The 20,676-nt window shown below is 73.3% G+C and carries 22 protein-coding genes and 1 pseudogene; 8 read left to right on the top strand and 15 right to left on the bottom strand.

The features are described 5' to 3' along the window. Positions 1–173: 173 nt before the first annotated feature. From OG776_RS31350 to OG776_RS31330, 5 genes and pseudogenes are all read right to left on the bottom strand, one after another. Positions 174–1,223 carry a zinc-dependent alcohol dehydrogenase family protein gene (locus OG776_RS31350; protein WP_148007527.1) on the bottom strand — a complete coding sequence of 350 codons (1,050 nt, stop codon included), beginning with the start codon at positions 1,221–1,223 and terminating at the stop codon, positions 174–176. Between the two features lie 42 nt (positions 1,224–1,265). Then, positions 1,266–1,955, bottom strand: coding sequence for a lysoplasmalogenase (locus OG776_RS31345; protein WP_148007526.1), 690 nt, complete (start codon positions 1,953–1,955; stop codon positions 1,266–1,268). After that, on the bottom strand, positions 1,952–2,824 hold the full coding sequence (locus tag OG776_RS31340) for a sterol desaturase family protein (protein WP_148007525.1): 873 nt from the start codon (positions 2,822–2,824) through the stop codon (positions 1,952–1,954). Before OG776_RS31340 ends, OG776_RS31345 begins: the two co-directional genes overlap by 4 nt. A 171-nt stretch (positions 2,825–2,995) precedes the next feature. Beyond that, on the bottom strand, positions 2,996–3,706 hold the full coding sequence (locus tag OG776_RS31335) for a VIT1/CCC1 transporter family protein (RefSeq protein WP_148007524.1): 711 nt from the start codon (positions 3,704–3,706) through the stop codon (positions 2,996–2,998). 8 nt (positions 3,707–3,714) lie between these two features. Beyond that, a pseudogene (locus OG776_RS31330) lies at positions 3,715–3,994 on the bottom strand (acetoacetate decarboxylase family protein); the annotation flags it as partial. Positions 3,995–4,563: 569 nt separating this feature from the next. On the opposite strand from OG776_RS31330, the gene OG776_RS31325 reads away from it, so the two are divergent. From OG776_RS31325 to OG776_RS31305, 5 genes are all read left to right on the top strand, one after another. Then, on the top strand, positions 4,564–5,592 hold the full coding sequence (locus OG776_RS31325) for a DEDDh family exonuclease (RefSeq protein ID WP_148007522.1): 1,029 nt from the start codon (positions 4,564–4,566) through the stop codon (positions 5,590–5,592). A 178-nt stretch (positions 5,593–5,770) separates the two neighbouring features. Then, positions 5,771–6,004: a hypothetical protein gene (locus tag OG776_RS31320; RefSeq protein WP_079665165.1), complete on the top strand. Its 234-nt coding sequence runs from the start codon at positions 5,771–5,773 to the stop codon at positions 6,002–6,004. Positions 6,005–6,071: 67 nt separating this feature from the next. Beyond that, positions 6,072–6,863, top strand: a complete 792-nt coding sequence (locus OG776_RS31315) for an SURF1 family cytochrome oxidase biogenesis protein (protein ID WP_148007521.1) — start codon at positions 6,072–6,074, stop codon at positions 6,861–6,863. Between the two features lie 116 nt (positions 6,864–6,979). Beyond that, complete coding sequence (locus tag OG776_RS31310; protein WP_148007520.1) at positions 6,980–8,794, top strand: glycoside hydrolase family 15 protein; 1,815 nt, start codon at positions 6,980–6,982, stop codon at positions 8,792–8,794. A gap of 23 nt (positions 8,795–8,817) precedes the next feature. Then, entirely contained in the window at positions 8,818–9,573 is a 756-nt protein-coding gene (locus tag OG776_RS31305) for an SDR family oxidoreductase (protein WP_148007519.1), read from the top strand. A 243-nt stretch (positions 9,574–9,816) separates the two neighbouring features. On the opposite strand, the gene amaP is transcribed toward OG776_RS31305, so the two are convergent. The 5 genes from amaP to OG776_RS31280 are packed head-to-tail and all read right to left on the bottom strand — an operon-like array spanning position 9,817 to position 12,150. After that, the gene (gene amaP, locus OG776_RS31300) at positions 9,817–10,395 is read right to left on the bottom strand and encodes an alkaline shock response membrane anchor protein AmaP (RefSeq protein ID WP_148007518.1); all 579 of its coding nucleotides are present in this window, start codon (positions 10,393–10,395) and stop codon (positions 9,817–9,819) included. Positions 10,396–10,400: 5 nt separating this feature from the next. Further along, on the bottom strand, positions 10,401–11,078 hold the full coding sequence (locus OG776_RS31295) for a DUF6286 domain-containing protein (protein WP_148007517.1): 678 nt from the start codon (positions 11,076–11,078) through the stop codon (positions 10,401–10,403). Then, positions 11,075–11,458, bottom strand: coding sequence for an Asp23/Gls24 family envelope stress response protein (locus tag OG776_RS31290; RefSeq protein ID WP_384959904.1), 384 nt, complete (start codon positions 11,456–11,458; stop codon positions 11,075–11,077). Before OG776_RS31290 ends, OG776_RS31295 begins: the two co-directional genes overlap by 4 nt. After that, positions 11,455–11,640 carry a hypothetical protein gene (locus OG776_RS31285; RefSeq protein ID WP_148007515.1) on the bottom strand — a complete coding sequence of 62 codons (186 nt, stop codon included), beginning with the start codon at positions 11,638–11,640 and terminating at the stop codon, positions 11,455–11,457. The genes OG776_RS31290 and OG776_RS31285 overlap by 4 nt, the downstream gene beginning before the upstream one ends. 33 nt (positions 11,641–11,673) lie before the next feature. Then, on the bottom strand, positions 11,674–12,150 hold the full coding sequence (locus tag OG776_RS31280) for an Asp23/Gls24 family envelope stress response protein (RefSeq protein ID WP_148007514.1): 477 nt from the start codon (positions 12,148–12,150) through the stop codon (positions 11,674–11,676). 87 nt (positions 12,151–12,237) lie between these two features. Between OG776_RS31280 and OG776_RS31275 the strand changes: the two genes are divergently transcribed. Beyond that, a complete protein-coding gene (locus tag OG776_RS31275; protein ID WP_148007513.1) occupies positions 12,238–13,068 on the top strand; it encodes a nucleopolyhedrovirus P10 family protein in 831 nt (276 codons plus the stop codon). Between the two features lie 111 nt (positions 13,069–13,179). Here OG776_RS31275 and OG776_RS31270 read toward each other — a convergent pair whose 3' ends face one another. The 4 genes from OG776_RS31270 to OG776_RS31255 all read right to left on the bottom strand — a co-directional run bounded on the left by OG776_RS31270 (position 13,180) and on the right by OG776_RS31255 (position 16,901). After that, positions 13,180–13,983 (bottom strand): enoyl-CoA hydratase/isomerase family protein, encoded by an 804-nt coding sequence (locus OG776_RS31270; RefSeq protein WP_148007512.1) that lies wholly within the window; start codon positions 13,981–13,983, stop codon positions 13,180–13,182. Between the two features lie 137 nt (positions 13,984–14,120). Continuing rightward, positions 14,121–14,342 (bottom strand): helix-turn-helix domain-containing protein, encoded by a 222-nt coding sequence (locus OG776_RS31265; RefSeq protein WP_006123601.1) that lies wholly within the window; start codon positions 14,340–14,342, stop codon positions 14,121–14,123. A gap of 398 nt (positions 14,343–14,740) precedes the next feature. After that, a complete protein-coding gene (locus OG776_RS31260; protein ID WP_148007511.1) occupies positions 14,741–16,339 on the bottom strand; it encodes an ABC-F family ATP-binding cassette domain-containing protein in 1,599 nt (532 codons plus the stop codon). 91 nt (positions 16,340–16,430) lie between these two features. Beyond that, positions 16,431–16,901: a hypothetical protein gene (locus OG776_RS31255; protein ID WP_148007510.1), complete on the bottom strand. Its 471-nt coding sequence runs from the start codon at positions 16,899–16,901 to the stop codon at positions 16,431–16,433. A 698-nt stretch (positions 16,902–17,599) separates the two neighbouring features. Between OG776_RS31255 and ypfJ the strand changes: the two genes are divergently transcribed. Beyond that, positions 17,600–18,490: a KPN_02809 family neutral zinc metallopeptidase gene (gene ypfJ / locus OG776_RS31250; protein WP_148007509.1), complete on the top strand. Its 891-nt coding sequence runs from the start codon at positions 17,600–17,602 to the stop codon at positions 18,488–18,490. 95 nt (positions 18,491–18,585) lie between these two features. Next, positions 18,586–18,999, top strand: coding sequence for a VOC family protein (locus OG776_RS31245; RefSeq protein ID WP_148007508.1), 414 nt, complete (start codon positions 18,586–18,588; stop codon positions 18,997–18,999). 51 nt (positions 19,000–19,050) lie between these two features. On the opposite strand, the gene OG776_RS31240 is transcribed toward OG776_RS31245, so the two are convergent. Continuing rightward, the gene (locus OG776_RS31240; protein ID WP_329322902.1) at positions 19,051–20,460 is read right to left on the bottom strand and encodes a hypothetical protein; all 1,410 of its coding nucleotides are present in this window, start codon (positions 20,458–20,460) and stop codon (positions 19,051–19,053) included. Positions 20,461–20,676 lie beyond the last annotated feature (216 nt).

Below are 20,676 nucleotides of genomic sequence, written 5' to 3'. Positions count from 1 at the left end.
CCGGGCGACCGGCACCCCCGGGTCGGCACCCCCGGGCCGGCGCCCGCGGCGGCGACGGCCGCCGCGACGGCGGAGGCGGCACCGGACCGGACCCCGTCAGAGCCGATCGGACCGGACCGGATCAGGCCGGCCCGGTGCCACCGTCCGCCGCACGGGCGTGAGTTGTCGGACCGTCAGCAGCCGTTGGTGACCAGGACCTTGAGGGCGGTGCGCTCGTCCATCGCCTTGTAACCCTCGGGCACGCCCTCCAGGTCGACGGTCCGGTCGAAGACGGGCGAGGGGTCGATGGTGCCGTCGAGGATGTCGGGCAGCAGCTCCGGGATGTACGCGCGCACCGGCGCGACACCGCCGCGCAGCGCGATGTTCCGGTCGAACATGACGCCCAGGTCCAGTCCCGTGCCGCTGCCGTGCGGCACACCGACGAAGCCGATGGCACCGCCGTCGCGGGTGATGTTCACGGCCGTCCGCATGGACTGCTCGGTGCCGACCGCCTCCACGACGGCGTGCGCGCCCTGTCCGCGGGTCAGTTCACGCACGGCCTCGACGGCCGCCTCGCCGCGTTCGGCGACGACGTCCGTGGCGCCGAACCGGCGGGCGATGTCGGTCCGCACCTCGTGCCGGCCGAGCGCGATGATCCGGTCGGCGCCGAGCCGCTTGGCGGCCAGGACGGCACACAGGCCCACGGCGCCGTCGCCGACGACCGCGACGGTGGCGCCCGTACGGGCCCCCGCGCCGAGGGCCGCGTGATGGCCGGTGCCCATGACGTCGGAGAGCGTCAGCAGCGCCGACAGCAGACGGTCGTCGGAGGCCGCCTCCTTGGGCAGCTGTACGAGGGTTCCGTCGGCGAAGGGGACGCGCACGGCCTCGCCCTGCCCGCCGTCGTAGCCCACGGCACCCCAGAACCCACCGTGCTCGCACGAGGTGGTGAGCCCTTCGCGGCAGTAGTCGCAGACGCCGTCGGACCACATGAAGGGCGCGACGACGAGGTCCCCGCGCCGGACACCGGTCACGTCGGAGCCGGTCTCCTCGACGATGCCGAGGAACTCGTGCCCGATCCGCTGCCCCGGCTTGCGCGCCGCCTCACCGCGGTAGGCCCACAGGTCGCTGCCGCAGATGCACGACCGCAGCACCCGCACGACGGCGTCGGTGGGCAGCTGCACGACGGGCTCGGGCACGTCCTCCACGCGCATGTCGAAAGGGGCGTGGATGGTGGTGGCGCGCATGACGAGGATCCTTCTCGGCCGATCGGCTGGGGTGAGATGCGCTCAGGGGGTGGTTGAGCGCATCTCACCGTACGCCGCCCGCGGCGCGGGCCGCGCGCCGAGGGTGCTCAGTACGCCCCTGACCAGCAAGAACTGGGCGGCGGCGTAGGTCGACATGATCCAGAAGTCCGGTACCGGAAGCTGTGGCCAGTCCGCGACCCCGGTGGCGATCAGGGTGTCCGAGAGCATGAACAGCGCCCCGCCCGCGGCGGTGAGGGGTCCCAGTCCGGTGGCGCCGTACGCCATCGCGGTCAGCAGCAGGCTGTAGACCGCGACGGGGATCCGCAGGCCGGCGGGCAGGCCCGGCGTGAGCAGGGCCACGGTCACGGTCAGGGCGACGGCGTAGCCGGTGGCGACCAGTGTCCCCCGCGCGCGTGCGGCCGGCCGGAACGGGGCGGCTCCGCGGAAGAGAAGGAGGTAACAGACGTGTCCGGCCGCGAAGGAGGCCATCCCCACCAGGAAGGCCGGGTCGGCGTCGGACAGCAGCAGGACGTCGCCGCCCCAGCCGCACAGCAGGGCCGCGACCAGGAGCCGCGGACCGCCGCGGGCCGCCGTGTGGGCGGCGAGCAGCGGCATCAGCAGGGGCTTGGCGACGAGGTGCCCCGGTGCGAACCCGGCGGCCAGCGAGACGAGGTCCACCAGGGCCGCCGCGCCGAAGGAGACCAGCAGCACGCGCGCGTGGCGTGGGCTCACGCGGCGGGCTCCGTGACCGGCTCCCGCTCGGCACGCGTCGGGGCCGGCTGCCAGCCGGGGCCGCGGAAGACCCGCCCGGCGCGCTCGCGCCAGCTCGCGGCCGCCCTCAGGTCCCTGGCGATGGCCGCGTACTCGTGGGTGGCCACGCGCAGCGGGTTGTACGTGGCGATGTTCTTGGTGAGCCCGTAGACGGGCCGCTCGGTCTCGGCGACGAAGGACCCGAAGAGCCGGTCCCACACGATGAGGATGCCGCCGAAGTTCCGGTCCAGGTAGCCGCCCTGGGAGGCGTGGTGCACGCGGTGGTGCGACGGCGTGTTGAAGACGAACTCGAACCAGCGGGGCATCCGGTCGATCCGCTCGGTGTGGATCCAGAACTGGTAGACGAGGTTCGCGGACGAGCAGAACGCGAGCGCCGCCGGGTGCACGCCGAGGGCGATCAGCGGCAGGTAGAAGGGCCAGACGGTCCAGCTGGTCCACGGCTGGCGCAGCGCGGTGGTGAGGTTGAACTTCCGGCTGGAGTGGTGGACGACGTGGCAGGCCCACAGGAGGCGGATGACGTGGTGTCCGCGGTGCGACCAGTAATAGAAGAAGTCCTGCCCGAGCAGCATCAGCGGGACGGTCCACCACAGGACGGGCACCCGCAGCGGTGTCAGTTCGTAGACCGCCGTGTAGAGCGCGACGATGGGGATCTTCCAGAAGAAGTCGAAGACGAGGCTGCCCAGGCCCATGCCGACGCTGGTCGCGGCGTCCTTCGCCTCGTACCCCGCGTCCTCCTCGTCCGGATGGATCCTGACGCTCACCATCTCGATCACGGTGAGCAGCACGAAGGCGGGTATCGACCACAGCACGACATCGGGCAGGTTCGGCATGGATGCACCGTAGGACGGTGGATCGGCTGCGGCTAGACGTGGTTACCGACAAGTATTACCGGCGGTACGCGCTTGCTTCTTGGTGATCTCCGCCAATGGGCCACCCGCGCGGGCGGATGTGCGCGGGTCACGGAGGGGGCCTTCACCGGGCGTCCACCGGCGCGCGGCCCCTCAGGTCCCGGACGCCCCGAGCAGCAGCCCCGCCAGGTACGTGACCCCCATCGCCAGCGCCCCGCCCGCCACGTTCCGCAGGATCGCCTGGCGGGCGCCCGCCGAGCCCAGGCGGGCGCTCACCCAGCCGGTGACGAACAGGGACGCGAGGACGGAGACCACGGTGACGGGCAGGCGCAGGACGCCCGGCGGCAGGACGATCGCCAGCAGCGGCAGCAGGGCGCCCACCGTGAAGGACGCGAAACTCGCCCAGGCCGCGTGCCACGGGTTGGTCAGGTCGTCGGGGTCGATGCCGAGTTCCACGCGCGCGTGGGCCCTGAGCGCGTCCCGTTCGGTGAGCTGCTCCGCCGCCTCGCGGGCGATCTCGCGCGACAGGCCGCGCCGCTGCAGGAGTTCGGTCAGCTCCTCCAGTTCGGCCTCGGGCTGCTCGCGGAGCTCGCGCCGTTCCGTCGCCAGCGCGGCCTTCTCGGAGTCCCGCTGGGTGGAGACCGAGACGTACTCCCCCGCCGCCATCGACATGGAGCCGGCCAGCAGGCCCGCGAGCCCGGCCGTCAGCAGTGCGCCGCGGTCGTCCGTGGCACCGGCGACGCCGACGACGAGACCCGCGGTGGAGACGATCCCGTCGTTGGCGCCGAGGACCCCGGCCCGCAGCCGGTTCAGCCGCGGTCCGAGGGTTCCTTCATGGGCCTCGTCGTGCGTCGCTTCGGTCACACGGCGAGGATCGCACCCCGCACCTCGCCGGACGCGATGCCGTGCCGGACGAGCTCGGCGCGGACCACGGGCCCGTCCCGCTCGACGGTCACCCCGCCGGGCTTCCCGGGTTCGCCGAAGACCTCACGGCCACCGGTCAGGGCGCGTTCCTGGGTCATGGGCGCCACGAGCGGGTTCCGGCCCTCGACCCCGTCGTGCGCCGCGGCGACGGCGAACGACCCGGCGACCGGCGGGTGTCCGGGCAGCCCGCCCCTGCCGCGACACCGTCACAACGGGCCTCGCGCGCGGTAAGTACACGTGCACGCGGCGGACTTGGGAGCCCCATGGCGAGATCGGCCGTCAGGCGCGACATGGTCCTGGACGCTGCCGGGGCCCCGGTGAGTCGGGGCGCGTCGTGTCGGTGGCCCACGTCCCGCGCCGGCGACCGCGCGCGCATCCTCACCTCATCGCGAGGGCGCACGAACACGGGCCGACGGGACGGATGTTCGGCCCGCGCAGGAGGCACCGGTGCGGGAGGACGGCGGGGAGAGCGCGTCGCCGAGGTCGTACGGGCCGTGCGGTTCCGGGGCGTCGGGCACGTCCTGGGCACGTCCTGGGCGCGTCCTGGTCGAGCGCGACCGCGAGCGGGCGCCGGCGCGGCGTCCCGGCGAGAGGCGCCGCGGGGGGCGCGTGCCGACGAGCGCGACCCGGCGCTCGCGCGGGCGCCGGCGGGGCCGGCCGACACCCGGCGGCCGTTCACGGCGTCCGACAAGGCGCTGGTGGCCGGGCTGTTGACGCCGCGGGCGGTGGCCGGACCCCGGCGGGGGCCCGGAGTCCGGGGCCGTGGCTGTCGGTCGCGGCCCGTATCCTCAGTGACCATGCTCGAAGACCTGACGACCGCAGCCACCCCCGCCTCCTGGCCGGCCGCGTATCCGCAGGGGTACGCGGTCGTCGACGTGGAGACCACCGGCCTGGCCCGGGACGACCGCATCATCTCGGCCGCCGTCTACCGGCTGGACGCGCGCGGCGAGGTCGAGGACCACTGGTACACGACGGTCAACCCGGAGCGGGACCCCGGCCCGGTGTGGATCCACGGTCTGACGAGCGACGTACTCGAAGGCGCCCCGCTCTTCCAGGACATCGCCGAGGAGTTCGCCGCCCGGCTCGCGGGCCGCGTCCTCGTCGCGCACAACGCGGTCTTCGACTGGTCGATGATCGCGCGGGAATACGCGCGCGCCGAGCGCGAGGCGCCGGTGCGTCAGCGGCTGTGCACCATCGCGCTCTCCAAGGAGCTGGGCCTGCCGCTGCCCAACCACAAGCTGGAGTCGCTGGCCGCGCACTTCGGCGTCGTGCAGCAGCGCGCGCACCACGCGCTGGACGACGCGCGCGTATTGGCCGAGGCGTTCCGGCCGAGCCTGCGGGCTGCCGCCAGCGAGGGGATCCGGCTGCCGCTGCTGGAGTGCAGGCCGCTCAAGGAGTGGTCGGAGAGCCCCGCCGCGCCCCGCATCGGACGGCAGGGCGGCGCATCCCCCGCGGGCGGCCACGGGGGCGGATACGGGTCCGGGGGCGGTTATCCGTCGGGGAGTTGGCGCCCCTCGCGCAAACGTCCCGCGTGCCCCTACCCCAACCCAGGCCGTTACGAAGCGGGTGGACCGCTCGAACAGGGCATGCGCGTGGCGTTCTCCGGGGACACGTCCGTCGACCGCGAGCTGCTGGAGGACCGCGCCGTCGAGGCCGGCCTGCATGTGGCGACGAGCCTGTCCCGGCTGACCAGCCTGCTCGTCACCAACGATCCGGACTCCAGTACGTCCAAGGTCGTCAAGGCCAGGCAGTTCGGCACGCCGGTGATCGACGAGGCGGCCTTCGGCCAGCTGCTGAGGGACGTGCGGCCGGCGCCGGAGAGGTGACGGCCGGATGTCCCCGGCGGCCGGATGGCGCACGGTGACCGGCCGGGCGACGGCGACCGGCCGACGCACGGGGGACCGACGGGGACCGACGGGGTACTGACCGACGTACGGGTGATTGGCGCGCGACTCGCCCGGCGCCCGCTCGCCGGTGCCGCGTCGGCCCCGCACCCTGTGGCGCATGGCGAGATGCGAAGTATGCGGCAATGACTACGGCATGACGTTCGAGGTGCACGCGCAGGGCGCGGTGCACGTCTTCGACTGCTTCTCCTGCGCGATCCACCGGATGGCCCCGATCTGCGAACACTGTCGTGTGCAGATCATCGGCCAGGGGGTCGAGGTCGAGGGCCACTGGTTCTGCGGGGCCCACTGCGCCCGCGCCGAGGGAAGGGTGGGGATCGTCGACAAGGTGTGAGCGGCGGCACGGCCCTCGGCGGGACCCTCCCGTCGAGGGCCGAATGGTGCCGAGTACCGTCAATGGGGTGTACCGCTTCCTGTTGTCCCGGCAGTGGGTGATCCTCACCCTCGTGGCCCTCGCCCTCATCCCGACGATGATCAAGCTGGGCTTCTGGCAGCTGCACCGGCACGAGCACAAGGTCGCGCTGAACGCGGTGATCTCCGCGTCGCTGTCCGCGAAGCCGGTACCGGCGGAGTCGCTCACCGCGCCGGGACGGCAGGTCGTCCACGACGACCTGTACCGCCGGGTGACCGCCGAGGGGACCTACGACACCGCGCACGAGGTCGTCGTACGGCGCCGGACCAACGCGGACGGCGAGGTCGGCTTCCACGTCCTGACCCCGTTCGACCTGGACGACGGCCGGGTGCTGATGGTCAACCGGGGCTGGATCCCCGCGAACGGCGCGCAGACCGCGTTCCCGAAGATCCCGGCGCCCCCGAAGGGCCGGGTCACCGTGGTCGGGCGGCTGATGCCGGACGAGACGACCGGCGCGAGCGGCATCAAGAACGTCACGGGGCTGCCCGACCGTCAGGTCATGCTGATCAGCAGCGGACAGCAGGCCAAGAGCCTCGGCAAGGAGGTCCTCGGCGGCTACATCGAGCAGACCGCGCCCACTCCCAGGGGCGACTCGCCCGAGCTGCTGCCCGACCCCGAGCACAACGACATCGGCCCGCACATGGCCTACGCCATCCAGTGGTGGCTCTTCTCCGCGGGCGTGCCCGTGGGCTGGGTCGTCCTGGTCCGCCGCGAGCGCCGTGAGCGCGCGGCGGCCGCCACCGCCGAGACGGCCCCGGAACCGGCGCCCGCCGGGGTGTAGCACGCGCCCGGTGCCACGGACGGGTCAACGGGCGGTTCCACGGTGGGACGCATCCCACTTCACCCGGTCGGCCTCGGACCCGATTGGCCCCGGCCCTCGCCGGGAACCCGCCCCACGTGCACCCACGTATCGAGGACTACGCGCTCATCGGGGACGAACAGACGGCCGCACTGGTGGGCCGGGACGGGTCGATCGACTGGCTCTGCGTGCCACGGTTCGACTCGGCGGCCTGTTTCGCGGCGATGCTTGGCGACGAGAACAACGGCCACTGGCGGATCGCGCCCAAGGGAGCGGGCCCCTGCGCCAGACGCGCGTACCGGCCGGACTCCCTGGTGCTGGACTCGGAATGGGAGACGGACGACGGCTCGGTCCGGGTGACCGACTTCATGCCGCAGCGCGACAAGGCCCCCGACCTCATCCGCATCGTCGAGGGACTCAGCGGCCGCGTCACGGTGCAGAGCACCCTGCGGCTGCGCTTCGACTACGGCTCGGTCGTCCCCTGGATGCGCAAGTCCGACGGTCACCGGGTCGCGGTCGCGGGCCCGGACTCCGTATGGCTGCGCAGCGAACCCGAGGTACGGACCTGGGGCAAGGACTTCCGCACCCTCTCGGAGTTCACCGTGGAGGCGGGCGAAAAGGTCGCCTTCGTCCTGACCTGGCATCCCTCCCACTGGTCGCGGCCACCGCTGATCGACCCGTTCGAGGCACTGCGGTGCAGCGTCGCCGACTGGCAGGCGTGGGCGGCGCGCTGCCGCTACCAGGGCCCGCACCGGGACATCGTGGTCCGCTCCCTGATCACCCTCAAGGCCCTCACCTACGCGCCGACGGGCGGCATCGTGGCGGCCCCCACCACCTCGCTCCCGGAGGAGCTGGGCGGTGTCCGCAACTGGGACTACCGCTACTGCTGGCTGCGCGACTCCACCCTCACCCTCGGCGCGCTCCTCGCGGCCGGGTACCACGAGGAGGCCGAGGCGTGGCGCGACTGGCTGCTGCGCGCGGTCGCGGGAGACCCGGCCGACCTGCAGATCATGTACGGGCTCTCCGGCGAGCGCCGGCTGCCCGAGTTCGAACTGCCGTGGCTGCGCGGCTTCGCCGGTTCGTACCCGGTCCGGATCGGCAACGAGGCGGTGAAACAGCTCCAGCTGGACGTGTACGGGGAGGTCATCGACTCGCTCGAACTGGCCCGGCGCTCGGGCCTGCCGTCCAAGCCGCACATGTGGCGGCTGCAGTGCGCGCTGATGGACTTCCTGCGCACCGCCTGGCGCCAGCCCGACGAGGGGATCTGGGAGGTGCGCGGTCCCCGTCGGCACTTCGTGTACTCGAAGGTGATGGCGTGGGTGGCCGCCGACCGCGCCGTGCGCACGCTGGAGGCGGACCCCGGGCTCACCGGTGATCTGGTCGGCTGGCGCGAGATGCGCGACGAGGTGCACAAGGAGGTGTGCGAGCGCGGGTTCGACGCCGAGCGGAACACCTTCACGCAGTCCTACGGCTCGCGCGAGCTGGACGCGTCGCTGCTGCTCATCCCGCGCTCCGGCTTCCTGCCGCCGGACGATCCGAGGGTCGTCGGCACCATCGACGCGGTCCGCGCGGAGCTCGAACGGGACAACTTCCTGCTGCGGCGCTACAGCGAGGAGGGCACGGACGTCGACGGCCTGCCGGGCGGCGAGGGCGCGTTCCTCGTCTGTTCGTTCTGGCTCGCCGACGCGCTGCAGATGACGGGCCGCGCGAAGGAGGCGCGTGAGCTGTTCGAGCGGCTGATCGCGCTCGCCAACGACGTGGGGCTGCTCTCCGAGGAGTACGACCCCGTGGGGCGCCGCCAATTGGGCAACTTCCCCCAGGCCTTCAGCCACCTCGGCCTGGTGGGCACCGCGTTCAACCTGTTCGGGGGCGGGGGCGCGGAGGACGTGGGAGGGGCCGCACCGGCGGACTGACGGGATGGGGGAGGATGGACGCCATGGATCTTGGACTGAAGGACCGTGTGTACGTCGTCACGGGAGCCACCCGTGGTCTGGGCAACGCCGCGGCGCGCGAGCTCACCGCCGACGGTGCGAAGGTGATCGTCTCGGGGCGCGACGAGAAGAGCACCGCCGACGCCGCGTCCGCGCTCGGCCCGAACGCGTTCGGGGTGGCCGCCGACAACGCCGACCCGCAGACCCCGGCCCGGCTGATCGCGGCGGCGCGTGAGCACTTCGGCGGGTTCGACGGCGTCCTCGTCAGCGTGGGCGGCCCGCCGCCCGGCTTCGTCGCGGACACCACGGACGAGCAGTGGACGGCCGCGTACGAGTCCGTGTTCCTCGGCGCGGTCCGGCTGGCCCGCGCCGCCGCCGCGGAGCTGGGGGACGGCGGTGTCCTCGGCTTCGTCCTGTCGGCCTCGGTGCACGAGCCGATCCCGGGCCTGACCATCTCCAACGGTCTGCGTCCGGGGCTCGCGGGCTTCGCCAAGTCCCTCGCCGACGAGTTGGGCCCGCGGGGCATCCGTGTGATCGGCCTCCTCCCGTCCCGCATCGACACGGACCGCGTCCGCGAGCTCGACGGTCTCTCCGCCGACCCGGAGGCCACCCGCGCGGCCAACGAGTCGCGCATCCCGCTGCGCCGGTACGGCACCCCGGAGGAGTTCGGCCGCACCGCGGCCTTCCTGCTCTCCCCCGCGGCCTCCTACCTGACAGGCGTCATGCTGCCGGTGGACGGCGGCATGCGGCACGGGTTCTAGCGGCGCGGATTACTCGCGAGGCCGGTTACTCGCAAGGCCGGTTACTCGCGGGGCGGTACGGGCCCGCGGTACGGACGCCGGCCGCACGGGGTGCGGCCGGCTCCACCGGTCCCGACGGCCTCGGGCGCGGCGCGCGGCTCCGGAGCCAGGAGTCTCCGGGACCGGGGGCCGTACCCGCGGCGGTGGCGCGGAGTGCCACCGGCGGTCCCGGTGCCGGGTCCGGTCGCCCCGTGGAGCGTCGGGTCAGCTCACCCGTTCCGCGCGGTGCTTGACCGCGCGGAGGCGTACCTCCGCGGGGAGCGCGGCGAGGCCCGCCGAGTCGCGGGCGTGCGCGAGCGCCTCCGTCGTGAGCAGGTGCAGGGTGTGGCCGGGATCCACATGAGGTTCCATCAGGAGCTGCACCCGTGTGGCCGGAGCACCCTTCTTCCCGGTCAGCTGCACCTGGGCGTGCGCCACCCCGTCCACGCGCCCGGCGTCCTGGGCCAGTACGCTCTCCAGCGCCCGGCCGCGCAGCAGCGCGCCCTCGCCGTCGCCGACGTCGACCAGCACCTCCGCCAGCCTGCGCCGGTGCAGCACGGCCGCCAGCCACCACAGGGCGAGCAGGACGAGCAGCGCGAGCCCGGCGATGACGGCCGGCCACCACCAGCCCTGGTCCCGCCAGCGGGTCCGCCCGGCGTCGCTGAGCAGGACGTCGTGCGGCCCGTCGTGGATCCACCACGAGGGCGACCGCACGCCCAGGCCGATGGCGAGCACGGAGCCGCCGAGAACGACCAGGGCGAGCCCGACGACTCCCAGCAGCACACGGTTGACGATCCTGAGCACCGTACTCACCCCTTCCGTCCGGGACGCCGCACACGCACCGAGAGCGAGGGGGTACGGGAGAGACCCAGCCCCCGGATGCCGTCGGCGAGCGTGGCGTCCAGGTCGGCCCGTACCTCGTCGAGTTCACGGAAGTGCGAGACGGCGTGGACGTCCACCCTGCGCCGTCCCGTACGGACCCTCGCCGACTGCACCCCGGAGACCTCCATGGCCCGGTCGCGCAGGGCGAGCGCGGCGGCGTCCCGGTGCAGCCCGGCCCGTACGTCGTGATGGGCGCGCCGCATCGGCAGGACCGCGCGCAGGCCCGGGGTCACCGCGAGGACGACCAGGAGGAGCCCGAGGGCCGTGGCGATCCCGGCGCCGACCAGCATCCAGGTGTCGTCGAGCGGGCGTTCGGCGAGTTGCCGCGCGAGAGAGCTGCGCCAGTGCATCGCGGGGCGGTGGGCCCGGACGGCCGCCACGTCGTACAGGAAGACGCCCGCGCCGATCAGGAGGACCAGCGCGACGATCCCCGCGGGGACGCGGCGCGCCGACCAGAACCGCCCCTGACCGCCGTCCGCCTCGTCGAGGGGGCGCGCGGGGTCGTGGACGTCCGCGGGCGCGGACCGGTCGGGTCCGTCCTCGGGCGGCTTCTCCATCACGGGCAAGCGTCGGGTCGTGCTGTCGGAGCCCTGGGGCTCGCTCATTGCGTCCTCCCCTGTGCCACGCCGGGTACCGGTAGCAGGTGCAGCCGTTCCACCTGGACGGTCACCTCCGGCACTTCCATCCCCGTCAACGCGCTTACCCGCTCCGCGACATGACAACGCACCGCTTTGCAGCGGGCGCCGATGTCGGTGGGGTAGCCGAGTTCGAGATGGACGTGGACGCGGGCGCTGTCCTGGCGGACGAGGACCGTGGCGTGCGGAGCGGCGGCGTCCTCGGGCAGCGGTCCGAGGGCCTCACGGGCCGCCTGCGCGGCGGTCTTCGCCACGACGCGGTCGGCGATCCGGGTCGCGCCGCGCTCGGCCGCCGCGACGGTCGTGCCGGGCCGCCGGGTGCCGCCCGCCGTACCGCTCACGGGTGTCACCGCCGCCGGTCGTCACGCGGACGGAAGACGGCGCCGAGGTCCAGGTCCCCTTCGAGGAACCGCCCCACGAGGAAGCCGACGGCCCCCAGCGCGGCGACGAGCAGGAAGGCCCCGAATCCTCCGAAGTACCCGGCGAAGCCCAGCGCCATCCCGGCGATCATGCCGATCACGGCCAAACTCATGTGCGCTCCTCAGCAGTTCGTCGGCCGGGCCGGTCACTGGAGCCGCGACTCCGGCTCCTCGTCCTCTTCGTCGGGAAGCTTCACGTCACTCACGGCGATGTTGACCTCGACGACCTCGAGCCCCGTCATGCGCTCCACGGCGGTGATCACGTTCTCCCGGACCGCCCGGGCCACGTCCGCGATCGACACCCCGTAATCGACGACGATCTCCAGGTCGAGTGCGGTCTGCACCTCGCCGACCTCCGCCTTGACGCCCCTGGCGACGGACTTGGAACCGCCCGGGACGCGGTCGCGGACCGCGCCGAAGGTACGGCTCAGCCCACTGCCCATGGCGTGCACGCCGAGCACGTCCCTGGCCGCTAGTCCGGCGATCTTCTCCACGACGCCGTCGGCGATCGTGGTCCGCCCCCGGGTGGCGGGATCACCACCGCCGCGCCGGGTGGTCCTGCGGGTCTGGGGCGTCTCGCCCTCGGGGTTGTCCGTCCGGTTCCGGTCCGTCATGTCGGTCATCGCCGCACGTCCCTTTCGGTCGTCCTCCTCCGCCCACAGTAAGTGCGCTTGCGCGATCGCGCGCCGGGGATACGGCAGGCTGGAGGAATGACGGCGGATCGATGGACGCGGGCGGTGGTCCGGCAGCTCGGGCTGGGACGGCTGCTCCCCCTCGGGCACCGCGGCGACGGCGCGTGGATCACCGAGGAGGCGGCCCGCACGGTGCTCCGGCGGGCGGCGGACGCCGTCCCCGGTGTCCGCGTCGGCGCGCTGCGGGTCTCTCTCGCGGACCCCGGGCGGACCTACGAACCCGCGGTGCCGCCTCCGCCGGGCGCGCTACCGCCCGGTCCGCTGCGTGTCACCGGGGAGTTCGCCGCCTCCGCGGACCCGTCGGCACCGGGCGGCGAACCGCTCCCGGCGGTGGCGGCCCGGCTGCGTTCCGCCCTGGGCACGGCGGCGACGGAACGTCTGGGACTCATGGTCACGGAGGTGGACCTACGGGTGACGGCACTGCTGGACACCGGCACCCCTGCCCCGTTATCCGGACCGGGCCCGTCCAGCGGCTCGGATCCGGCAGACGGATCGGAGCCGGCCGACGGGTGGAACCAGGCCGACGGTCTGACCCCGGCCGGCGGCCCGGATCCGGTCGCCGGACCAGGAGCCGTCGACGAGCCGGTCTCCTCCGAGGCCGCGCGGGTCGCCGCCGCCGTCCTGTCCGTCCCGGGGGTGGACCGTCTCGCGGGCGCGCTGGGGCGTCCGGTCCACTTCGCGGAGGTCCGCGCTACGGACCTCGCACTGCCGCGCCGCCATGTCCGGGTGGAGGTGGCGGTCTCGGCCGCGGAACGCGCGGCCGACGTGGCTCGGGCGGTCAGGGTCGCCGTCGCCGAGACCCTGCCGGACGTCCCGTCGGTGACCGTCCTGGTGACCGCCGTGCGCTGACGACGCCGTCCGCGCGGTTCAGCCCAGGTGGATCAGCTCGGATGGATCAGCTCGGATGGATTGCGAGGGACCGCGCGGGCGGCCCCTCCCGTCCGTCGTGCGGCAACCGCGTCAGTCCCCCACGCCGGCGAGGTCCCGCAGTCGCCGGGCCTGCGCGGATCGTTCGGCACGGCGCTGCTCCTCGTACGTGCGCTCGCCCACCCCGCGCAACAGCGCCTTGGTCTCGATGACGGCGTCGCGCGGCGCCGCGAGCAGGGCCGCGGCGAGGTCACCTGCGGCGTCGTCGAGCTGCGCGGCGTCGACCGCGAGATTGGCGAGGCCGGTGCGCTCGGCCTCCTCGGCCGTCACGAAGCGGCCCGTCGCGCAGATCTCCAGCGCGCGGGCGTAGCCCACCAGACCGACCAGCGGGTGCGTCCCGGTGAGGTCGGGCACGAGGCCGAGGCTGGTCTCGCGCATGGCGAACTGCACGTCGTCGGCGACGACGCGCAGGTCACAGGCGAGGGCGAGCTGGAACCCGGCTCCGATGGCATGCCCCTGCACGGCGGCGATGGACACGATGTCGCTGCGCCGCCACCAGGTGAAAGCCTCCTGATACTCGGCGATGGTCGCGTCGAGCTCGGCATCCGCGCCGCGCGCGAGGTCGATGAACGACGGTTCGCCGTCGAAGCCCTCGGGCGTGAACGCCTGCCGGTCGAGTCCCGCCGAGAACGACTTGCCCTCGGCACGCAGGACGACCACCCGGACGGTGCCCGGCAGTGACCGTCCGGCCTCCGTCAACGCCCGCCACAGAGCGGGACTCTGGGCGTTGCGCTTGGCCGCGTTGGTCAGCGTCACCGTGGCGATCGCGTCGTCGACGGTGAGCCGTACGCCGTCCTTGTCGAGTACGGGGTCGAGATCCTTGTCGAGCGAAGCCATGGGCTGCCTCCGATGGGTGCGGTCGGATCAGGTGCGCGCCCGCACGGGGACACACCTAAGTGACTGCACAGTAACCACCCGGTCGATCATCCGACCGACCGGGTGGCCACCACCGAAGCCGATGGGGACGCCCGGCCTCAGGCCGAGGCGGCCTTCTTGCCCCTCGTCGCTCCGCCACGCCCACGGAGCGTGACGCCCGACTCACTGAGCATCCGGTGCACGAAGCCATACGAACGGCCGGTCTCTTCGGCCAGCGCTCGGATGCTCGCACCGGAGTCGTACTTCTTCTTCAGGTCTGCCGCGAGCTTGTCGCGCGCGGCGCCGGTCACCCGGCTGCCCTTCTTCAGAGTCTCGGCCACCCGTGCCTCCTCATGGGAAGTGCGCTCTGGACTTCTCATGATCACCCCTCAACGGCTTCATGGCCAGCCATTCGGCAAGGTACGTGAGACAAGGTTTTGACGACAGGAGCCCGTCCCCACGATCGGAACGACAGGTTCCGCACCGGCCCGTCCGTACGGCCGAACGAGTTCTCCGGCAAAGTGCCAGGTCAGCGACGCACGGCGGCCGAGCCCTCGCGAACGAAGGACTCGGCCGGAAATTCGATGTACGACACACCTCGGTACGAGGAGATCTCACACAGATGATGGATCACGGATCGGCCGAATGATCCATACGCAGTGGATCAGTCATTCGATCACGCCGTGCCGACCGCCGTCCCGGGGCCGCCGACGACGTCCCCGGGGGCGGTTCGGAGGGCTCAGGCGAGGGCTACGAGGTCCGCGTAGTCGGCGCCCCACAGGTCCTCGACGCCGTCCGGCAGCAGGATGATCCGCTCCGGCTGGAGCGCCTCGACGGCGCCCTCGTCGTGGGTGACGAGGACGACGGCGCCCTTGTACGTGCGCAGCGCGCCGAGGATCTCCTCGCGGCTGGCCGGGTCGAGGTTGTTCGTCGGCTCGTCGAGGAGGAGGACGTTCGCGGAGGACACCACCAGGGTGGCGAGCGCGAGACGGGTCTTCTCACCGCCGGAGAGGACCCCGGCGGGCTTGTCGACGTCGTCGCCGGAGAACAGGAACGAACCGAGGGTCTTGCGGACCTCCACCAGGTCGAGGTCCGGGGCGGCGGACCGCATGTTCTCCAGCACCGTGCGCTCGGGGTCGAGGGTCTCGTGCTCCTGCGCGTAGTAGCCGAGCTTGAGGCCGTGCCCCTCGACCACCGCGCCGGTGTCGGGCTTCTCGGCACCGCCGAGCAGCCGCAGCAGGGTCGTCTTGCCGGCGCCGTTCAGACCGAGGATGACGACGCGGGAGCCCTTGTCGATGGCCAGGTCGACGTCGGTGAAGATCTCCAGGGAGCCGTACGACTTCGACAGGCCCTCCGCCATGAGCGGGGTCTTGCCGCAGGGCGCGGGCTCCGGGAAGCGCAGCTTGGCGACCTTGTCGGAGACACGGACCGCGTCCAGGCCGGCGAGCAGCCGGTCGGCGCGCTTGGCCATGTTCTGCGCGGCGACCGTCTTGGTGGCCTTGGCGCGCATCTTGTCGGCCTGCGCGTTCAGCGCGGCGGCCTTCTTCTCGGCGTTCTGACGCTCGCGCTTGCGGCGCTTCTCGTCGGCCTCGCGCTGCTGCTGGTAGAGCTTCCAGCCCATGTTGTAGACGTCGATCTGGGCACGGTTGGCGTCCAGGTAGAAGACCTTGTTGACGACCGTCTCGACGAGGTCGACGTCGTGCGAGATCACGATGAACCCGCCGCGGTAGGTCTTCAGGTAGTCGCGCAGCCAGACGATCGAGTCGGCGTCGAGGTGGTTGGTGGGCTCGTCGAGGAGCAGCGTGTCGGCGTCGGAGAACAGGATGCGGGCCAGTTCGATACGGCGCCGCTGACCGCCGGAGAGCGTGTGGAGGGGCTGTCCGAGCACACGGTCGGGCAGGTTGAGCGCGGCAGCGATGGTGGCGGCCTCGGCCTCGGCGGAGTAGCCGCCCTTGGTGAGGAACTCCGTCTCCTGGCGCTCGTACTGCCGCATGGCCTTGTCGCGGGTGGCGCCCGAGCCGCTGGCGATCCGCTGTTCGTTCTCCCGCATCTTGCGCAGGAGCACGTCCAGGCCGCGCGCGGAGAGGATGCGGTCGCGGGCGAGCACGTCGAGGTCGCCGGTACGCGGGTCCTGGGGCAGATAGCCGACCTCGCCCGAGCGTGCGACGTTGCCGGCGGCGGGCATGCCCTCCCCCGCGAGGACCTTGGTGAGGGTCGTCTTGCCGGCGCCGTTGCGCCCGACCAGGCCGATGCGGTCGCCCTTGGTGATGCGGAAGGTGGCGGACTCGATGAGGATGCGGGCGCCGGCGCGCAGCTCGATACCGGAGGCGGAGATCACGGACAGACTCCAGGGCAGGGTCGTTGGCGGGGTGGGCGGCTGAGGACGTTCCCGCCGTCTAATGCGCGAGGAGAATGGCCATGGGCCAAGTCTAACGGGGCGGTGCAACCACTTTTCCTGGGCGCGGGTGTTCGGCACTGTGACGCTCGCCCCGTCCGCCGTCAGGCGGCGGGGCGCGGTGCGAGGTGACGACGCCCAGGTCGTCCACCGCGTCCAGCCCGGCCGTCCAGCGGTCCTCGGCGGGGCAGGGACGCGCGATCAGGAGCACCGCACCGTGACGAACCGCACGTACCGGCACGAAGCGGCAGCCGGGCCGGGTGGGCAGGATCCAGCGCAGGCCGCCGTCGGCGACACGGTGGGCGACGACCCGCTCGGGGGTGATCACGGCGAGCACGCCGCCGTCCAGGAGCCGCAGCACGCCGCCCGCCCCGTGCTCCGTGAGCCACCGGGCGGTCCCGGGCAGGGCCCGGTGCCGGCGGACGGCGCTCCCGTCGCGCCGTGTGATGTCGGTGACCGGTCCGTCGTCCCAGAGGGCGATCGCGTGCCCGCGCGCGGGCAGCACCGCCGGCGGACGGCGGCCCTCGCGCGCGTACGTCCAGCGGGCGCGTCCGGTCGCCGTGCCGTAGGCATCGACCGCGCCCCGGGCCGTTCGCAGCGGGGCTCCCGACGAGGGAGCCCCGGAGCGCGCTCTTCCGCGCGCGTGTGGGGCACGAGCCGGTCTCCGTACGGGGCGGGGCGGCTCTGGTGGGCCACGGCGACCAGCACCGCGACGGCTCCGCCGAGCAGCGCGCGAGCCGTCCGGCGGGTGACCGCGGCGGACCGCGGCCGGGGAAGCCCGCCGCGGTCACCCGCCGGGGCGGACCGGCCGGACCGCCGGCCGGGGCGGGTGCTCCATGAGGGCCGGGGGGGACGTCCAGGCGGAACCGGCGGCCCGCGCGGAGCCGGTCGTCCCGGCCCGGGCGGGCCCGTCGGTTCCCGCGGACTTGTCGGTTCCCGCGGGCCCGTCGTTCCGCGCGGACCCGTCGGTCCGGGCGGACCGTGTCGCCTCGACCGGCACAGTGGCCACTCCTGCCCCCTCCTTCGCCCCTGCCGGGTTCCGGCGCAGAGCGTAGGGGTGTCCCGGCGGTACTTCGCGCGGACACGGCGGGCGGCCGGCGGAGGTCCCCCGTTCGGCCCTCCGCCCGGAGCCGGGGCGCCGGGGGCGAACGAGGATGACGGCACGGAGCGACGTACGCGCCGTGGGCGGAGGGTGGTGCGCGCATGCAGTTCGACGACGACGCCGACCTGGACACCTCCGAGGTGCAGGACGTGCGCGGCAGCCGGATCCCCGGTGGCCGGGCGACCGTCGGCGGCGGTGTCGTCGGTCTGATCGCACTGCTGCTCGGGCTGTTCTTCGGGGTGGGGCCCGATCAGCTGGGACTCTCCTCCGGCAACGACCAGCCCGCGGTGACCTCCTCCTCGCTCGACCAGATCAAGGAGACCTGCCGTACCGGGCGGGACGCGAACGCCAAGGAGGACTGCCGTGTCGTGGCGGTGGTCAACAGCGTGCAGGACTTCTGGACACAGGAGTTCGCGCGGCGCGACGGCGTCTACACCCGCTCCCCGACCGTCTTCTTCACCAACCGGGTGGCCACCGCGTGCGGCACCGCGACCTCGGCCGTCGGGCCCTTCTACTGTCCCGCCGACCGCAAGGTCTACGTGGACCTGGGCTTCTTCGACGACCTGCGGACCAAGTTCGGCTCCAGCGGCGGTCCGTTCGCGCAGGCGTACGTGATCGCGCACGAGTACGGGCACCACGTGCAGGACCTGATGGGCACGCTGGGCCGCGCCCAGGACGGTGTCTCGGGCGCCACCAGCAACTCGGTGAAGGTGGAGCTGCAGGCCGACTGCTACGCCGGCGTGTGGGCGCACCACGCGACGACGACGAAGGACCCGTCGACGGGCAGGCCCCTGCTGAGCAGTCTCACCGCGGCCGACATCCGCGACGGGCTGGACGCGGCCGCGGCCGTCGGCGACGACCGCATCCAGGAGAGATTCCAGGGGCGGGTGACGCCGGAGACCTGGACGCACGGCTCGGCCGCGCAGCGCCAGCAGTGGTTCTACCAGGGCTACCGCACCGGTGACATGGCGCAGTGCAACACCTTCCGCTGAGGGCCGGCGCCTGCTCGCGGGGGCGTTGTCAGTGGCCGGTGCGAGACTGTGGGGCAGGTCACATTCCGGCGGCGGGACGAGAAGGAGTGGTCGGTATGGCGGGCATGGACGGCGGACGTCCGAGCATCTACCCGACACTGCTGTACGCGGACGCGAAGGCGGCGATCAGGCAGCTCACGGAGGCCTTCGGCTTCACCGAACTGTCGGTGTACGAGAGCGAGGACGGCACGGTGATGCACGCGGAGCTGGTCCAGGGTGCCGGCGCGGTGATGCTCGGTTCCAAGGGCCGCGGCGGGGTGTTCGACACCGCGATGAAGGACGCCGGCCCCGCCGGGGTGTACGTGGTCGTGGACGACGTCGACGCACACCACCGGCGGGCCGTGGACCACGGCGCGGAGATCCTGATGCCCCCGACCGACCAGGACTACGGCGCGCGGGACTATCTGGCCCGCGACGCCGAGGGCAACATCTGGAGCTTCGGCACGTACGCACCGGAGACCGGCGCCTAGGCCGTGTCCGGACCGGGCGACACCGGGGCGGGCGTGGCTCCGGGGCGGTGCTCAGCTTCCCCCGGTGTGCACCTGGAAGGCGGCCCGGCGGACGGCCTTGGCGAGCGCCGGGTCCGGGTGCGCGGCCGCGAGCGCGACCAGGACCTGGACGGTGCGGGGGTGCCCGACGGCGCGCACCTCGTCGAGGAGCGCGGGCACCGTCGCCTGCACGGCGGACTCCAGGTGCCGGACGAGGAGCGGTGCCTCGCCGTGGTCGGCGACCGCGGCGGCGGTGTCGACCCACAGCCAGGTGGACTCCTCGCGGGTGAGGACCTCGTGGGCGTCCTCGGGGTCGTGGCCGTCGTGTTCGGCGAGCCACAGCAGCGCGTAGGGGCGCAGCCAGCTCTCGTCGGCCACGGAGCGGACATCGGGTTCGGCGGGGGCCCCGACCACCCGCAGCGCCTCGAAGGCGAGACCGCGGGTGAGCGCGTCCTCGCCGCGGGCGGCCTCCAGGAGTTCGGTGACGGCGCTGCCGACGGGGCGGGCCGCGAGCCAGGCCCGGTACTCGGCGCGGGCCGCGTTCGGGCGCAGTTGGGCGCAGCCGCGGAGCATGTCGGCGGCGGGCTGCTCGATGTTCCCGGCGGGGCTCTGCGCGGCGACGCAGATCTGCTCCAGTTTGACCCACACCGCCCAGCTGCCGAGCGGGGTGAGGGTGGCCTGTCCGTCGGCGCAGGTGAGCGCTCCCACGGCGGCGAGGGCGTGCAGGGCCCAGTCGAGGAGGGGGGCGAGCGGAGCATCCGGGTCCGGGACCGCGGCGGGTTCCGGGGCGGGCTCCGGCTGGGGTCCGTAGGGGATTTCGCAGCGCTCGGTGCGCAGTTCCGTGACCCGCTGTTCGAGGAGGTCGAGGAGCTGTTCCACGGGGACGGGCCCGGCGGAGAGCTGGAGGAAGGAGAGCACCTGGGGCATCGCGGAGACGACCTCGGCGACGGCGGACGCCTCGCGCTCCGCGGGCTCGGGGTGGGCCAGTGACCAGGCGTCGAAGAGGGCGACCCAGCCGCGCAGGACGGCGCTGTCGTCGCGGTTCCAGGCGCGCAGACGCCAACCGGGGCGGGCGACGTCGCCGTGCACCTCGACGAGGCCCGCGAGGCGTGCGGTGTCCCAGTCCGCGCGGACCTGAGCCGGGGTCAGGCCCAACTCCTCGGCGGCCCGTTCGGCGGTCGCCGCGGAGAGGGTGCCCTTGCCCTCGGGGGTCGCGCCGTCGCGCCCGGGGCCGAGCATCGAGTCGGCCCAGCGGGCGACGCGGGCCGCGTCGGACAGGCCGGTGCGCGCCATGCGGGCGAGTTCCGCGGGCGGCGGGGTGCCCTCGGGGGGCCGGGGTGCGGGTCGGCGCGAGCTGCGCTGGGTCACCGCTCGGGGAGCGGCGGCCAGGGGCCGCGGGCTGACGAGTCGGAGCCTGGAGTCGCGCGGGTTACGGGACGTCACGGGTGCAGTCTTCCGGTTGGCGGTCCGAAAACCCAAACGGAATGTCACAGCAGGCGACAGGGGTGGCCAATGCACGGGGATTTGCGGGGGCTCGACACGTGTGAGCGCGAGCCCGCGCGAGTTGCCCCGATCCGAACCGGAAGCCTGCCGGCGGCCCGCGGAGGAAACGGATGGGCGGCACCCGGCGGCCCGCTGAGGAAACGGAAGGGGAGAAGA

The organism is Streptomyces sp. NBC_01689, assembly GCF_036250675.1.
In the GTDB taxonomy this organism is placed as follows: Bacteria; Actinomycetota; Actinomycetes; order Streptomycetales; family Streptomycetaceae; genus Streptomyces.
The sequence above is the reverse complement of the archived record's forward strand: the minus strand, read 5'-3'. Positions and strand labels throughout refer to the sequence as shown.